We start from the raw sequence: 15,694 nt of genomic DNA on the forward strand, positions 1-15,694 counted from the left end.
ACGACCGCGCGACAACTTTTAAGCTTCCAGCTACAAGTGTAAGAACTTAAGTCAAAGCGGGTTGCCCAATGTCGGGCATTTCCCCGTCCGACGTGCGACTGGTGAACTGCCGGTGTAGGATTCGCGCCCTTTGGCACGACCTCGCCGAACCTTCGTTCCACAGCCTTTGGAACCCGAAACAGCTATGTCATCGCGTAAATTTGGACTCAACCTGGTGGTGGTTCTGGCAATCGCCGCCCTGTTCACCGGTTTCTGGGCGCTGATCAACCGCCCGGTCTCCGCGCCGAACTGGCCGGAGCAGATCTCCGGCTTCTCCTACTCACCGTTCCAGCAGGGACAATTCCCGCAGAAAGAGCAGTACCCGTCCGACGACGAAATGCGCCGTGACCTGGAAATCATGAGCAAGCTGACGGACAACATCCGCATCTACTCGGTCGACGGCAGCCTGCAGGACATCCCGAAACTGGCCGAAGAGTTCGGCCTGCGGGTGACGCTCGGGATCTGGATCAGCCCGGACAAGGAGCGCAACGAACGGGAAATCGCCCGTGCCATCGAACTGGCCAACACCTCGCGCAGCGTCGTACGCGTGGTGGTCGGCAACGAAGCGCTGTTTCGCAAAGAGATCACCGCCCAAGAGTTGAGCGTGCTGCTCGACCGCGTGCGCGCAGCGGTGAAGGTGCCGGTCACCACGTCCGAGCAGTGGCACGTCTGGGAAGAGCACCCGGAACTGGCCAAGCACGTCGACCTGATCGCCGCGCACATCCTGCCCTACTGGGAATTCATCCCGATGGACAAGGCCGGGCAGTTCGTCTTCGACCGCGCCCGCGACCTGAAGAAGATGTTCCCGAAAAAACCGTTGCTGCTGTCCGAAGTCGGCTGGCCGAGCAACGGCCGCATGCGCGGCGGCGCCGATGCGTCGCCGGCGGACCAGGCGATCTACCTGCGCACCCTGGTCAACAAGCTCAACCGCCAGGGCTTCAACTACTTCGTGATCGAAGCCTTCGACCAGCCGTGGAAGGCCAGCGACGAAGGGTCGGTCGGTGCCTACTGGGGCGTGTTCAACGCCGCGCGCCAGCAGAAATTCAACTTCGAAGGCCCGGTGGTGGCGATCCCGCAGTGGCGGGTGCTGGCGGTGGGCTCCGGGGTGCTGGCGCTGCTGTCGCTGACCCTGCTGATGATCGACGGCTCGGCCCTGCGCCAGCGCGGCCGCACCTTCCTGACCTTCATCGCGTTCCTGTGCGGTTCGGTGCTGGTATGGATCGGCTACGACTACAGCCAGCAGTACAGCACCTGGTTCAGCCTGACCGTGGGCTTCTTGCTGGCGCTCGGCGCGCTCGGGGTGTTCATCGTGCTGCTCACCGAGGCCCATGAACTGGCCGAGGCCGTGTGGGTGCACAAGCGCCGGCGCGAATTCCTGCCCGTGGTCGGCGACTCGGGCTACCGGCCGAAGGTGTCGATCCACGTGCCCTGCTACAACGAGCCGCCGGAGATGGTCAAACAGACCCTCGACGCCCTGGCCAACCTCGACTATCCGGACTTCGAAGTCCTGATCATCGACAACAACACCAAGGATCCGGCGGTCTGGGAACCGGTGCGCGACTACTGCCAGACCCTCGGCCCCCGCTTCAGGTTCTTCCACGTCTCGCCGCTGGCCGGCTTCAAGGGCGGCGCGCTGAACTACCTGATCCCGCACACCGCCAAGGATGCCGAAGTGATCGCGGTGATCGACTCCGACTACTGCGTGCACCCCAACTGGCTCAAGCACATGGTGCCGCACTTCGCCGATCCGAAGATCGCCGTGGTGCAGTCGCCGCAGGACTACCGCGACCAGAACGAAAGCACCTTCAAGAAGCTGTGCTACGCCGAATACAAGGGCTTCTTCCACATCGGCATGGTCACCCGCAACGACCGCGACGCGATCATCCAGCACGGCACCATGACCATGACCCGCCGTTCGGTCCTGGAGGAGCTGGGCTGGGCCGACTGGTGCATCTGCGAAGACGCCGAGCTGGGCCTGCGGGTGTTCGAGAAAGGCTTGTCGGCGGCGTACTACCACGACAGCTACGGCAAGGGCCTGATGCCGGACACCTTCATCGACTTCAAGAAGCAGCGTTTCCGCTGGGCCTACGGCGCGATCCAGATCATCAAGCGCCACACCCGCAGCCTGCTGCGCGGCAAGGACACCGAGCTGACCCGCGGCCAGCGCTACCACTTCCTCGCGGGCTGGCTGCCGTGGGTGGCGGACGGCATGAACATCTTCTTCACCGTCGGCGCGCTGCTGTGGTCCGCGGCGATGATCATCGTGCCGCAACGGGTCGACCCGCCGCTGCTGATCTTCGCGATCCCGCCGCTGGCGCTGTTCGCCTTCAAGGTCGGCAAGATCATCTTCCTGTACCGCCGCGCGGTGGGGGTGAACCTCAAGGACGCGTTCTGCGCGGCGCTGGCGGGGCTTGCGCTGTCGCACACCATCGCCAAGGCGGTGCTGTACGGGTTCTTCACCAGCAGCATCCCGTTCTTCCGCACGCCGAAGAACGCCGACAGCCACGGGTTCTGGGTGGCCATTTCCGAGGCCCGGGAAGAGCTGTTCATCATGTTGCTGCTGTGGGGCGCGGCGCTGGGGATTTTCCTCGTGCAGGGCCTGCCGAGCAGCGACATGCGCTTCTGGGTGACCATGCTGCTGGTGCAGTCGCTGCCGTACGTCGCGGCGCTGATCATGGCGTTCCTTTCGTCGCTGCCGAGACCCGCCCCGGCGCCTGAGCCGGCACCGGCGGTCTAATTGTTCGACGATGCACTAAACGGCGGCCTATGGCCGCCGTTTTGCTTTAAGATGACCGCCATTTTGCAGGGCTTGGCGTGATAGGCAGTCTGACTGACCGAGCTCAATCCCCTGTAGGAGCGAGCCTGCTCGCGAAGGCGTTGTAACAATCACCGTTTATGTTGACTGACGCACCGCTTCGGCGAGCAGGCCCGCTCCCGCATTGGCTCTTGCCCACATTCATGATTCCGGAGTTTCCCATGACGGCCCACGCCGACCTTTCGCCGACCCTCCAGCTGGCCATCGACCTGATCCGTCGTCCGTCCGTGACGCCGGTCGACGCCGATTGCCAGAAACAGATGATGCAGCGCCTGGGCGCCGCCGGCTTCACCCTGGAGCCGATGCGCATCGAGGACGTGGACAACTTCTGGGCCACCCACGGCAAGGGCGACGGCCCGGTGCTGTGCTTCGCCGGCCACACCGACGTGGTGCCGACCGGCCCCGTGACCGCGTGGCAGATCGACCCGTTCAACGCGGTGATCGACGAACACGGCATGCTCTGCGGCCGCGGCGCGGCGGACATGAAAGGCAGCCTGGCGTCGATGACCGTGGCCGCCGAGCGCTTCGTCGCCGACTACCCGGACCACAAGGGCAAGGTCGCGTTCCTGATCACCAGCGACGAAGAAGGCCCGGCGCACCACGGCACCAAGGCCGTGGTCGAGCGTCTGGCGGCGCGCAAGGAGCGCCTTGACTGGTGCATCGTCGGCGAACCGTCGAGCACCGCCCTGGTGGGTGACGTGGTGAAGAACGGCCGTCGCGGCTCCCTCGGCGCCAAACTCACCGTGCGCGGCGTGCAGGGCCACGTGGCCTACCCGCACCTGGCGAAGAACCCGATCCACCTCGCCGCCCCGGCCCTGGCCGAGCTGGCCGCCGAGCACTGGGACCACGGCAACGATTTCTTCCCGCCGACCAGTTTCCAGATCTCCAACGTCAATTCCGGCACCGGCGCGACCAACGTGATCCCCGGCGACCTGGTGGCGCTGTTCAACTTCCGCTTCTCCACCGAATCCACCGTCGAAGGCCTGCAGAAGCGCGTCGCCGACATCCTCGACAAGCACGGCCTGGACTGGCACATCGACTGGGCGCTGTCCGGCCTGCCGTTCCTCACCGAGCCGGGCGCGCTGCTCGACGCGGTGTCGTCGAGCATCAAGCAGATCACCGGCCGCGAAACCAAGGCCTCCACCAGCGGCGGCACCTCCGACGGCCGCTTCATCGCCACCATGGGTACCCAGGTGGTCGAGCTGGGCCCGGTCAACGCGACCATCCACCAGGTCAACGAACGCGTGCTGGCGGCCGACCTCGACGTCCTGACCGAAATCTACTACCAGACCCTGATCAAGTTGCTCGCCTGATGCTCGCCTGCCCGATCTGCAACGAACCGCTCAACGCCGTGGACAACGGCGTGGCCTGCCCCGCCGGGCACCGCTTCGACCGCGCACGCCAGGGTTACCTGAACCTGCTGCCGGTGCAGCACAAGAACAGCCGCGACCCCGGCGACAACCAGGCGATGGTCGAGGCCCGCCGCGACTTCCTCAACGCCGGGCACTATGCGCCGGTGGCCAGGCGCCTGGCGGAGCTGGCGGCCGGCTACGCGCCGCAGCGCTGGGTCGACATCGGCTGCGGCGAGGGCTACTACACCGCGCAGATCGCCGAGGCCCTGCCGGGCGCCGACGGTTATGCGCTGGACATCTCCAGGGAAGCGGTCAAGCGCGCCTGCAAGCGCAACCCTGCCGTGACCTGGTTGATCGCCAGCATGGCCCGCGTGCCGCTGGCGCCGGGCAGTTGCCAGTTCCTGGCCAGCGTGTTCAGCCCGCTGGACTGGGAAGAGGCCAAGCGCCTGCTCAGCGTCGGCGGCGGCCTGATGAAGGTCGGGCCGACCAGCGGCCACCTGATGGAACTGCGCGAGCGCCTGTACGACGAAGTGCGCGAATACACCGACGACAAGCACCTGGCCCTGGTGCCGCAAGGCATGGCGCTGGCCCACAGCGAAACCCTGGAGTTCAGGCTGACGCTGGACAAGCCCGAAGACCGCGCCAACCTGCTGGCCATGACGCCCCACGGCTGGCGCGCCAGCGCCGAGCGCCGCGCCGCGGTGATCGGCCAGGCCGAGCCCTTCGTGACCACCGTGTCGATGCGCTACGATTATTTCGTTCTTCAATAACTTTTGGACTCGGGCCAATGCCCGGGGCCGGCTAAATCCGCGAATGGATTTTTCAGACCCGCAGTGAGGACATCCATGCGCCAACCGGACATCGAGATTTACCTGAAAGACGCCGACGTCGACCACAAGCAGATCGCCGAATGGCTCGGCGCCGCCCTGGGCCCGTGCAGCGAATGGAAGCAGAAAGGCCAGACCTTCAAATGCCTGGCCGGGAGCATCCCCGTGACCTGGCTGCCCAAGGCCGTAGGCAAATGGAACAGCCTGTACCTGGAAAGCGACCAGACCCCGTGGGACGACGACATCGCCTGCGCCCGCGCCGCGTTCGCTGCGCTGAACGTCGAAGTGCGCTGCGCACCGGGCAGCTGGGTCGAGGAAGAAGGCGAGGAAACGGCGGACCGCTGGATCCGCATCAGCGCCGACGGCGAGGAAGAGATCACCTGGAAAACCGCATAAGAGCAGTTATGAGCTACAAGCCACAAGCTGCAAGCCGAACCGCTTGTAGCTTGTAGCTTGTAGCTTGTAGCTTGTAGCTTGTAACTTGCAGCTTGCAGCTGCTAACTACAGACCTACCACATCCTCAGCCTGCAACCCCTTCTGTCCCTGCACCACCGCATATTCCACCTGCTGCCCTTCGGTCAGCGAACGGTGCCCTTCGCCGCGGATCGCGCGGTAGTGCACGAACACGTCCACCCCGTCTTCGCGCTGGATGAAGCCGTAACCCTTGGCATCGTTGAACCACTTCACGCTGCCGGTTTCGCGTGTTGCCATTTGTTCATACTCCCTTTTTTATTATTGAGCGGGCTTTTCGCAGGAAAGCCTTTGAGGAACGTCAGCCTGCGTCCGACGTCCATACAAGGGCCCCGGCGACAGACCGCCGAGTATATGTCAGGTGCCGATACTCTCAACAAGAGTTTACTTGGCCGCTTTTTTGCCGATTTTCAGCGAATCCGGCACACTGTCGCCCTTCCCGAGCAAACGCTCGGTTTTATTCAATGACGAAGAATCCGTATGACCCGTTCCCCGTTCCGCCGTCTTGTGTTCGGCACCTTGCGCCGGCTGTTGTACCTCTGGGTCCGCTCGGAGACGATCAACCAGTCGTCGTTCACCCTCGACCTCGACCGCAGCCGTCCGGTGTTCTACGTCCTGCAGACCCCTTCGCTGACCGACCTGGCCGTGCTCGACACCGAGTGCACCAAGGCCGGCCTGCCGCGCCCGGTGCTGCCGGTGTCGGTCGGGTCGCTGATCGAGCCGGCGGCGTTCTTCTACCTGACGCCGGATCCGGACTGGCTCGGCCGCCACGACAAGCGCGGCGCGCCGCCGACCCTGACCCGGCTGGTCAGCGCCCTGAGCCAGAACGCCGCCGAAGACGCGCAGGTCATTCCGGTGAGCGTGTTCTGGGGCCAGTCGCCGGACAGCGAGTCGAGCCCGTGGAAACTGCTGTTCGCCGACAGCTGGGCGGTCACCGGCCGCCTGCGCCGCCTGCTGAGCATCATGATCCTGGGGCGCAAGACCCGCGTGCAGTTCTCCGCGCCGATCCACCTGCGCGAACTGATCGACCACAACAAGGGCCACGAGCGCACCGTGCGCATGACCCAGCGGATCCTGCGGGTGCATTTTCGCAACCTCAAGGCGGCGGTGATCGGCCCGGACATCTCCCACCGGCGCAACCTGGTCAAGGGTCTGATCAACCAACCGCTGGTGCGCCAGGCGATCCTCGACGAGGCCGAGCGGGAAAACATCTCGGCGGAAAAGGCCAAGGCCCAGGCCCTGCGCTACGGCAACGAGATCGCCTCGGACTACACCTACACCGCCATCCGTTTCCTGGAAGTGGTGCTGAGCTGGTTCTGGAACAAGATCTACGACGGGATCAAGGTCAACCACATCGAAGGCGTGCAGAAGATCGCGCCGGGCCATGAAGTCATCTACGTGCCCTGCCACCGCAGCCACATCGACTACCTGCTGCTGTCCTACCTGCTGTTTCGCAACGGCCTGACCCCGCCGCACATCGCCGCCGGGATCAACCTGAACATGCCGGTGATCGGCGGCCTGCTGCGCCGCGGCGGCGCGTTCTTCATGCGCCGCACGTTCAAGGGCAACCCGCTGTACACCTCGGTGTTCAACGAATACCTGCACACCCTGTTCACCAAGGGCTTCCCGGTGGAGTACTTCGTCGAGGGCGGCCGTTCGCGCACCGGGCGCATGCTGCAACCAAAGACCGGCATGCTGGCGATCACGATGCGCAGCTTCCTGCGCTCCTCGCGCACGCCGATCGTGTTCGTGCCGGTGTACATCGGCTACGAGCGCGTGCTGGAGGGCCGGACCTACCTCGGCGAACTGCGCGGGGCGAGCAAGAAGAAAGAGTCGATCTTCGACATCTTCAAGGTCATCGGCGCGCTCAAGCAGCGCTTCGGCCAGGTGGCGGTGAACTTCGGCGAGCCGATCAAGCTGGCGGAGTTCCTCGACGGCGAACAGCCGGGCTGGCGCCAGCAAGACCTCGGCCCGCAGTTCAAGCCGGCATGGCTCAACGAAACCACCAACCGCCTGGGCGAGAAGGTCGCGCAGCACCTGAACGAAGCGGCGGCGGTCAACCCGGTGAACCTGGTGGCGCTGGCGCTGCTGTCCACCGGCCGCCTGGCCCTGGACGACCGCGCCATGGCGCGGGTGCTGGACCTGTACCTGGCGCTGCTGCGCAAAGTGCCGTACTCGCCGCACACCACCTTGCCGCAAGGCGACGGCCAGGCGCTGATCAAGCATGTGAAGGACATGGACCTGTTGTCCGAGCAGAACGACGCGCTGGGCAAGATCCTCTACCTGGACGAGCAGAACGCCGTCCTGATGACCTACTACCGCAACAACGTGCTGCACATCTTCGCCCTGCCGGCGCTGCTGGCGAGCTTCTTCCAGAGCAGCTCGCGCATGAGCCGCGAGCAGATCCTGCGCTACACCCGTGCGCTATATCCGTACCTGCAGGCGGAGCTGTTCATCCGCTGGACGCTGGACGAGCTCGACGCGGTGATCGATCAGTGGCTGGAGGCGTTCGTCGAACAGGGCCTGCTGCGCTTCGAGAAGGACGTGTACCTGCGCCCGGCCCCGAGCTCACGGCATTTCGTGCTGCTGACCCTGCTGTCGCGCAGCATCGCCCAGACCCTGCAGCGCTTCTACATGACCGTCTCGCTGCTGCTCAACAGCGGCCAGAACAGCCTCAGCGCCGAAGAGCTGGAAGACCTGTGCACGGTCATGGCCCAGCGCCTGTCGATCCTGCACGGCCTCAATGCCCCGGAGTTCTTCGACAAGAGCCTGTTCCGCCACTTCATCCAGACGATGCTCGACCTGGATGTGCTGCGCCGCGACGAGGCCGGCAAGTTGAGCTACCACGAACTGCTCGGCGAACTGGCCGAAGGCGCGGCCAAGCGGGTGCTGCCGGCGGAGATCCGCCTGTCGATCCGTCAGGTGGCGCTGCACCGCAGCGAAGATGCCGCCGAAGCGGCCGCCCCCCCTTCAGCCGATAGCTGAAAGTTGAAACGTGCGGACAACTAACCGGAAGGTGCCAGCATTTTCCGGTTAGTCGATTCATGAACTAATGGGCTCTTTTGATCGATACGGACATCGAAATGGACCCATTGAACGAAGTTGCACCCATCATCAAGCTGACCTTCAGCCTTCCCGAAACATTCAAGGCCCCTGCCGACGGGGAAAACGAAACCGTCGTCGAAGTCCATGCGGACAACGGCGATGCGCCGATCAGAATCAAAGAGTGGAGATTCCCTGCCATCACCGATGGCCAGTGGGACTTTGCCTTTGAACACCGCCTTGCCGGCATCGGTGTCAGATACCGGATCAACGTCCAGTTGTTCCGTGACCGACAGCCTTTGCTGGTGAAGCAGGATCACATTGTCATCGTCAACCGCGCCCCCCATCGCCAGACCGTGCACCTGAGCCCGGTCGGCTACCTGCATGTCAACGTCCAGGAGCCCGAAGCCGTTGCGCCGCAAGAAGCCGTGACCATCAGCCTGCATGAGCCCGGCAGCCCGGACGTCGAACTGGTTCGTGTCACCCAGGACGAACAGAGCGCCCGTTCGTTCTACCTTCGCTACGATCCGCGGCAACTGGTTCCCGGCAGGCAGTATGCGTTGAGCGGCATCGAGAACCGCTATCACCAACGCATCGCGGTCTATCCCGGCCTGGCGGAACTGGTGCCGCCCGCGAGTGCGGCACGTTCAGTCGAATGGCCGTCGATCATCCGCCGGCTCGCGGCGCCATTACGTTTGTTCACTGACGTCACCGCCAAATTCCGCTAGATTTCCGGGGCGTCGGGATTCTTCCGGCGCTCCTGTCCCAGAGGTTTCCATGAAAAGACTGTCCCTGCTCGCCGCCGCCACGCTGTTGAGCGCCTGCCAATCCACCACACCGGCCGGCAAGGTCAACCTCGACGGCGAAGTGTTCTACCTGCAACGCATCGCCCTGCCGCCGAGCGCCACCCTGAGCGTGAGCCTGCAGGACGTGTCCCTGGCCGACGCCCCGGCCGTGGTGCTCGACGAACAGACCGGCCCGGTCAAAGGCCAGGTGCCGCTGCCGTTCCGTTTGAGCTACGATCCGGCCCAGGTCAAACCCGGCCACCGCTATTCGGTCAGCGCGCGCATCGAGGTCAACGGTGAACTGATGTTCATCACCACCGAAAATCACGCCGTGCAGCTCGACGGCAACGATCCGCAGCCGTTCAAGGTCCGCGTCGACGCCGTCCGCTAATTCACTTTCAGGAACAAGGAAGCCGCCATGCTCCGCCCTACCCTTCGCTTCGCCGGCCTGTGCGCAGGCCTGATGATCTCCGCCGGCGCGTCTGCGCTGTCCTTGAGCGACCTGTCGCAGTCCGACGCCACCGGCGGCCTCAAGGACGCCCTGACCCAGGGCGCGCAACTGGCCGTCAAACAGCTGGGCACGCCGGGCGGCTTCAGCGGCAACCCGGACGTGCGGATCGAACTGCCGGGCAAGCTCGGCAAGGTCGCCAGCAAAATGAAGGCGTTCGGCATGGGCGACCAGGTCGACCAACTGGAGACCAGCATGAACAAGGCCGCCGAGACCGCCGTGGTGCAGGCCCAGCCGATCCTCGTCGACGCCGTGAAGAAAATGACTGTGGAAGACGCCAAAGGCATCCTCAGCGGCGGCAACGACTCGGCCACCCAGTACCTGAACAAGACCAGCCGCGAACAGATCCGCGCCAAGTTCCTGCCGATCGTCAAGCAGGCCACCGACAAGGTCGGCGTGGCGCAGAAATACAACGCGTTCGCCGGTCAGGCCGCGACCTTCGGCGTGGTGGACGCCAAGAGCGCGAACATCGAAAGCTACGTGACCGAACAGGCGCTCGACGGCCTGTTCGAGATGATCGGCAAGCAGGAAGAAACCATCCGCAAGAACCCGGCCGCCGCAGCGACCGGCCTGGCGAAGAAGGTGTTCGGCACCCTCTAGGGTCTGGATGCGCAAACAAAAGCCCGCTGACCGTCTCCGGCTCAGCGGGCTTTTTCATTGAGGATGTCCAAGGGCCAAGGTATTGATCCGAACCTGCGGCGACTCGACTGACGCCATCGCCATCGCCATCGCCAGCAGGCTGGCTCCCACAGGGGACTGCGGATATAGGCGGGATTTTCGGCCTCCACAAACCTGTGGGAGCTTGCCTGCAAGCGATGAGGCCAGCACTGCCAACATCCCTGTCGCCTGATCCACGGCCATCGCCAACAGGGTGGCTCCCACAAGGAATTGTGGGAGCCAGCCGATTCGTCGGCCTCAAGCGTCCCGGCGTACCCGGAACCACGCCGCATACAGCGCCGGCAGGAACAGCAGCGTCAGCGCCGTCGCCACGATCAGCCCGCCCATGATCGCCACCGCCATCGGGCCGAAGAACACGCTGCGCGACAGCGGGATCATCGCCAGCACCGCCGCCAGGGCGGTCAGCACGATGGGCCGGAACCGGCGCACGGTGGCCTCGATGATCGCCTGCCACGGCTTGAGTCCCGCGGCGATGTCCTGCTCGATCTGATCCACCAGGATCACCGAGTTGCGCATGATCATCCCCGACAGCGCAATGGTGCCGAGCATCGCCACGAAGCCGAACGGCTGACGGAACACCAGCAGGAACAGGGTCACGCCGATCAGGCCCAGCGGCGCCGTCAGGAACACCATCGCGGTGCGCGAGAAGCTGCGCAGCTGCACCATCAGCAAGGTCAGCACCACGACGATGAACATCGGCACGCCGGCGTTGACCGACTTCTGCCCGCGCTCGGAGTCTTCCACGGTGCCGCCGACGTCCAGCAGGTAGCCGTCCGGCAGCTCGGCGCGGATCGGGTCGAGGGTCGGCATGATCTGCTGCACCAGGGTGGCCGGCTGTTCCTTGCCGTAGATATCGGCGCGCACGGTCACGTTCGGCAGGCGGTTGCGGTGCCAGATGATGCCTTCCTCGAAGCCGTACTCCAGCGTGGCGATCTGCGACAGCGCCACGCTGCGGCCGTTGTCGGTGGGCACCGCCAGGCTCGGCAGCAGCGACAGCTCGGTGCGTTCATGCACGGTGCCGCGCAGCAGGATCTCGATCAGTTCGTTGTCCTCGCGGTACTGGCTGACGCTGGAACCGGTCAGCGAGCTCTGCAGGAACTTCGCCAGGTTGGCGGTGCTCACGCCCAGGGCCCGGGCGCGGTCCTGGTCGATGTTCAGGTACACGACCTTGCTCGGCTCCTCCCAGTCCAGGTGCACATTGACCACGTGCGGGTTCTCGCGCACCTTGGCCGCGACCTTGCGGGCCAGCGCGCGGACTTCCTCGATGTGCTCGCCGGTGACGCGGAACTGCACCGGGTAGCCGACCGGCGGTCCGTTCTCCAGCCGCGTGACCCGCGAGCGCAGGGCCGGGAACTGTTCGTTGAGGGTGTCGATCAGCCAGGTGCGCAGGGCCTCGCGCTCCTCGATGGTCTTGGCCAGCACCACGAACTGGGCGAAGCTGGCGGCCGGCAATTGCTGGTCCAGCGGCAGGTAGAAGCGCGGCGAACCGGTGCCGACATAGGCCACGTAGTTGTCGATGCCGGCGCGGTCCTTGAGCAGCGCCTCCAGGCGCTTGACCTCGGCGGCGGTGTTAGCCAGCGAGGCGCCTTCGGCCAGCTTCAGGTCGACCATCAGCTCCAGCCGCCCGGAGGCCGGGAAGAACTGCTGGGGCACGAAGCGGAACAGCATCACCGACGCGACGAACAGGCCGATGGTCAGCACGATCACGGTCTTGCGCCGGCGCACGCACCATTCCACCAGACGGCGCACCCGCTGGTAGAACGGTGTGCCGTAAGGGTCCGGCTGGTCCGGGCCGTGCTTGGCCGCGTGAATTTTTGCCAGGTCCGGCAGCAGTTTCTCGCCCAGGTACGGCACGAACACCACCGCCGCCACCCACGAGGCCAGCAGCGCGATGGTCACCACCTGAAAGATCGAGCGGGTGTACTCGCCGGTGCCCGACTGCGCCGTGGCAATCGGCAAGAACCCGGCCGCGGTGATCAGCGTGCCGGTGAGCATCGGGAACGCGGTGCTGGTCCAGGCGAAACTGGCAGCCTTGATCCGGTCGAAGCCCTGCTCCATTTTGATCGCCATCATCTCCACTGCGATGATCGCGTCGTCCACCAGCAGCCCGAGGGCCAGCACCAGCGCACCGAGGGAAATCTTGTGCAGGCCGATCCCCAGGTAGTACATGCAGGCGAACGTCATCGCCAGCACCAGCGGAATGGTCAGCGCCACCACCATCCCGGTGCGCACGCCGAGGGAGAAGAAACTCACCAGCAGCACGATGGCCAGCGCCTCGACCAGCACCTGGACGAACTCGCCGACGCCGGTCTTCACCGCCGCCGGCTGGTCGGAGACCTTGCGCAGTTGCATGCCGGCCGGGAGGTTCTTCTGGATGCGGGCGAACTCAAGTTCCAGCGCCTTGCCCAGCACCAGGATGTCGCCGCCGTCCTTCATCGCCACGGCCAGGCCGATGGCGTCCTCGCCCATGAAGCGCATGCGCGGCGCGGGCGGGTCGTTGAAGCCGCGGCGCACGTCGGCGACATCGGCGATGCGGAACGTGCGGTCGCCGACCCGGATCGGGAAGTTGCGGATTTCGTCGACCGTCTGGAAATTCCCCGAAACCCGCAGTTGCAGGCGCTCGCTGCCGGTCTCGAAGAACCCGGCGGTGGACACCGCGTTCTGCTCCTCCAGCGCCTGCTGCACGGCCGCCAGCGGCAGGCCGAGGGTGGCCAGCTTGACGTTGGACAGCTCGACCCAGATCTTCTCGTCCTGCAGGCCGAGCAGATCCACCTTGCCCACGTCCTTGACCCGCTGCAGCTGGATCTGCACGCGGTCGGCGTAATCCTTGAGCACCGCGTAGTCGAAGCCGTCGCCGGTCAGGGCGTAGATGTTGCCGAAGGTGGTGCCGAACTCATCGTTGAAGAACGGGCCCTGGATGCCCGGCGGCAAGGTCTGGCGGATGTCGCTGACCTTCTTGCGCACCTGATACCACAGGTCCGGGATCTCGGCCGAGTGCATGGAGTCCCGGGCAATGAACGTCACCTGGGATTCACCGGGGCGGGAGAACGACACGATGCGATCGTATTCGCCGGTCTCCATCAGTTTCTTTTCGATGCGCTCGGTGACCTGGCGCGAGACCTCCTGGGCCGTGGCGCCGGGCCAGCGGGTCTGGATCACCATGGCCTTGAAGGTGAACGGCGGGTCTTCGCTCTGGCCGAGCTTGGTGTAGGACAACGCGCCGACAATCGCCAGCAAAAGCATCAGGAACAGTACGATCTGGCGATTGCGCAGCGCCCAGGCGGAAAGATTGAAACCCATCGGGGATTACTCCTTGCCCGCCAGATTGACCACCCGGTTGGAACGGTCCACGGGGCGCACCTGCTGCCCCTCCAGAAGCACATGCACACCGGCGGCGACCACCCAGTCGCTGGCGTTCAGGCCTTCGAGCACCGGCACGCTCTTCTCGCCGAAGGGGCCGATGCGCACCGGGGTCTTCTTCAGGGTGTTGTTGGCGCTGACGACCCAGACGTAGGTCGTGCCGTTTTCGGCGGTCAGCGCAGACAGCGGCACCGCCAGCGGCACGGATTCGGCGGTCTGCACGTACACCCGGGCGCTCTGGCCGAGCTCGGCCGGCACCTTGCCGGAGGCGAAGGCGATGCGGGCGGCAAAGGTGCGGGATTTCGGGTCGGCGGCCGGCGACAGCTCACGGATGCGCCCGGCGAAGCGCTGATCCGGCTGCGTCCACAACTCCACCGAAACCGGCTGGCCGACCTTGAAGCGGCCGAAACTCTGCTCCGGCAGGCTGATCGACACTTCGCGCTCGCCGTCGGTGGCGAGGGTGAACACGGTCTGCCCGGCGGCGACCACCTGGCCGACCTCCAGCGAACGCCGGGACACCACGCCGTCCTGCGGCGCGCGCAGCACCGCGTAGCTGGCCTGGTTGGTCGAGACGTTGAATTCGGCCTTGATCTGCTTGAGGCGGGCTTCGCCGGAGCGGTAGAGGTTTTCCGCGTTGTCGTACTGGGAACGGCTGACCATCTGCCGATCCATCAGGGTCTTGTAGCGGTCGCGCTCGGCCCGCACCAGATTCAGGTTGGCTTCGGCGGCGGCGACCTGGGCCCGGGTGGCCTCCAATTGCAGGCGCACGTCCTGCGGATCGAGCTCGGCCAGGGGTTGGTCGGCCTTCACCCGCTGGCCCTCTTCGACCAGTCGTCGGCTGACCTTGCCGCCGATGCGGAACGCCAGGTCCGGCTCGTAACGGGCCCTCACCTCACCGGGATAACTCTCCATCGCCTGCGCCGAAGGCTCTGGCTGAACCACCATGGCCGGCCGGACGGCGACGGGAGTCGCCTCCTCGTGACCGCATGCCGACAATAAAAAAGCCAGACTGACTGGCATTGCAATGGACAGCGCATAGCGGAACATGGTGACGGACCTTTCGCTAAGGGGGCCTGGAATAATTATACTGGCGGGTATGTTATTAATAGCAAACTCACCAGTCCAGTATTAAAAGCGAAGAATGCCAAACAATCCCCCAGCCCCGAACGGCCCGGGTCGCCCCAAGGATCCGGCCAAGCGCCAGGCGATCCTCGAAGCGGCGAAAACCCTGTTCCTGAGCCACGGCTACGCCAACACCAGCATGGACGCGGTGGCCGCCGAGGCGGGCGTTTCAAAACTGACCGTCTACAGCCACTTCAACGACAAGGAGACGCTGTTTTCCGCCGCCGTGGCGGCCAAATGCGAAGCGCAGCTGCCGTCGATGGTCTTCGAACTGCCGGACGGCATCCCCGTGGAAAATGTGTTGCTGAACATTGCCCGCGGCTTTCACCAACTGATCAACAGCGAAGAGTCGGTGAACCTGCACCGGCTCATCATGGCGCTGGGCAGTCAGGACCCAAAGCTGTCGCTGATCTTCTTCGAGGCCGGACCCCAGCGCATGGTGCAGGGCATGGAGCGGCTGCTGACCCGGGTCAACGAGACCGGCGAGCTGAGCATCGACCTGCCGCGCAACGCCGCCGAGCATTTCTTCTGCCTGATCAAGGGCGCGGGCAATTTCCGCCTGCTGTACGGTTGCGGCGAGCCGCTGACCGAAGAGGCGGCGCAGAGCCATGTGGAGGAGGTAGTGGGGTTGTTCATGCGGGCCTACCGGCCCTGATGGCGCCGCCGCGCCGACCGGCTCCCGCACCGGATGCCTG

At 65.0% G+C, this 15,694-nt stretch carries 12 protein-coding genes; 9 read left to right on the forward strand and 3 right to left on the reverse strand.

Going from position 1 to position 15,694, the window contains the following annotated elements:
• The first annotated feature begins 184 nt into the window (after positions 1 to 184).
• From KVG96_RS19140 to KVG96_RS19155, 4 genes are all read left to right on the forward strand, one after another.
• Positions 185 to 2,776, forward strand: a complete 2,592-nt coding sequence (locus tag KVG96_RS19140) for a glycosyltransferase (RefSeq protein WP_217893466.1) — start codon at positions 185 to 187, stop codon at positions 2,774 to 2,776.
• Between the two features lie 239 nt (positions 2,777 to 3,015).
• Complete coding sequence (dapE, locus tag KVG96_RS19145; protein WP_217893467.1) at positions 3,016 to 4,167, forward strand: succinyl-diaminopimelate desuccinylase; 1,152 nt, start codon at positions 3,016 to 3,018, stop codon at positions 4,165 to 4,167.
• Positions 4,167 to 4,976 carry a putative RNA methyltransferase gene (locus tag KVG96_RS19150; RefSeq protein WP_217893468.1) on the forward strand — a complete coding sequence of 270 codons (810 nt, stop codon included), beginning with the start codon at positions 4,167 to 4,169 and terminating at the stop codon, positions 4,974 to 4,976. Before dapE ends, KVG96_RS19150 begins: the two co-directional genes overlap by 1 nt.
• Before the next feature lie 75 nt (positions 4,977 to 5,051).
• On the forward strand, positions 5,052 to 5,429 hold the full coding sequence (locus tag KVG96_RS19155) for a hypothetical protein (RefSeq protein WP_217893469.1): 378 nt from the start codon (positions 5,052 to 5,054) through the stop codon (positions 5,427 to 5,429).
• Between the two features lie 105 nt (positions 5,430 to 5,534).
• Here KVG96_RS19155 and KVG96_RS19160 read toward each other — a convergent pair whose 3' ends face one another.
• A complete protein-coding gene (locus KVG96_RS19160) occupies positions 5,535 to 5,744 on the reverse strand; it encodes a cold shock domain-containing protein (protein ID WP_217893470.1) in 210 nt (69 codons plus the stop codon).
• Between the two features lie 240 nt (positions 5,745 to 5,984).
• On the opposite strand from KVG96_RS19160, the gene plsB reads away from it, so the two are divergent.
• The 4 genes from plsB to KVG96_RS19180 all read left to right on the forward strand — a co-directional run bounded on the left by plsB (position 5,985) and on the right by KVG96_RS19180 (position 10,439).
• Positions 5,985 to 8,489, forward strand: coding sequence for a glycerol-3-phosphate 1-O-acyltransferase PlsB (gene plsB / locus KVG96_RS19165; RefSeq protein ID WP_217893471.1), 2,505 nt, complete (start codon positions 5,985 to 5,987; stop codon positions 8,487 to 8,489).
• Between the two features lie 98 nt (positions 8,490 to 8,587).
• Positions 8,588 to 9,274: a hypothetical protein gene (locus KVG96_RS19170; RefSeq protein ID WP_217893472.1), complete on the forward strand. Its 687-nt coding sequence runs from the start codon at positions 8,588 to 8,590 to the stop codon at positions 9,272 to 9,274.
• A 49-nt stretch (positions 9,275 to 9,323) separates the two neighbouring features.
• A complete protein-coding gene (locus KVG96_RS19175; protein WP_217893473.1) occupies positions 9,324 to 9,722 on the forward strand; it encodes a YbaY family lipoprotein in 399 nt (132 codons plus the stop codon).
• 27 nt (positions 9,723 to 9,749) lie between these two features.
• Positions 9,750 to 10,439 (forward strand): DUF4197 domain-containing protein, encoded by a 690-nt coding sequence (locus KVG96_RS19180; protein ID WP_217893474.1) that lies wholly within the window; start codon positions 9,750 to 9,752, stop codon positions 10,437 to 10,439.
• Between the two features lie 315 nt (positions 10,440 to 10,754).
• Here KVG96_RS19180 and KVG96_RS19185 read toward each other — a convergent pair whose 3' ends face one another.
• Positions 10,755 to 13,817 (reverse strand): efflux RND transporter permease subunit, encoded by a 3,063-nt coding sequence (locus tag KVG96_RS19185; RefSeq protein ID WP_217893475.1) that lies wholly within the window; start codon positions 13,815 to 13,817, stop codon positions 10,755 to 10,757.
• Positions 13,818 to 13,823: 6 nt separating this feature from the next.
• Positions 13,824 to 14,924, reverse strand: coding sequence for an efflux RND transporter periplasmic adaptor subunit (locus KVG96_RS19190; protein ID WP_217893476.1), 1,101 nt, complete (start codon positions 14,922 to 14,924; stop codon positions 13,824 to 13,826).
• 94 nt (positions 14,925 to 15,018) lie between these two features.
• Here KVG96_RS19190 and KVG96_RS19195 point away from each other — a divergent pair, with 94 nt between their 5' ends.
• On the forward strand, positions 15,019 to 15,654 hold the full coding sequence (locus KVG96_RS19195) for a TetR/AcrR family transcriptional regulator (protein ID WP_217893477.1): 636 nt from the start codon (positions 15,019 to 15,021) through the stop codon (positions 15,652 to 15,654).
• The last annotated feature ends 40 nt before the right edge of the window (positions 15,655 to 15,694 follow it).

It is taken from the genome of Pseudomonas ekonensis (assembly GCF_019145435.1).
GTDB lineage: Bacteria > Pseudomonadota > Gammaproteobacteria > Pseudomonadales > Pseudomonadaceae > Aquipseudomonas > Aquipseudomonas ekonensis.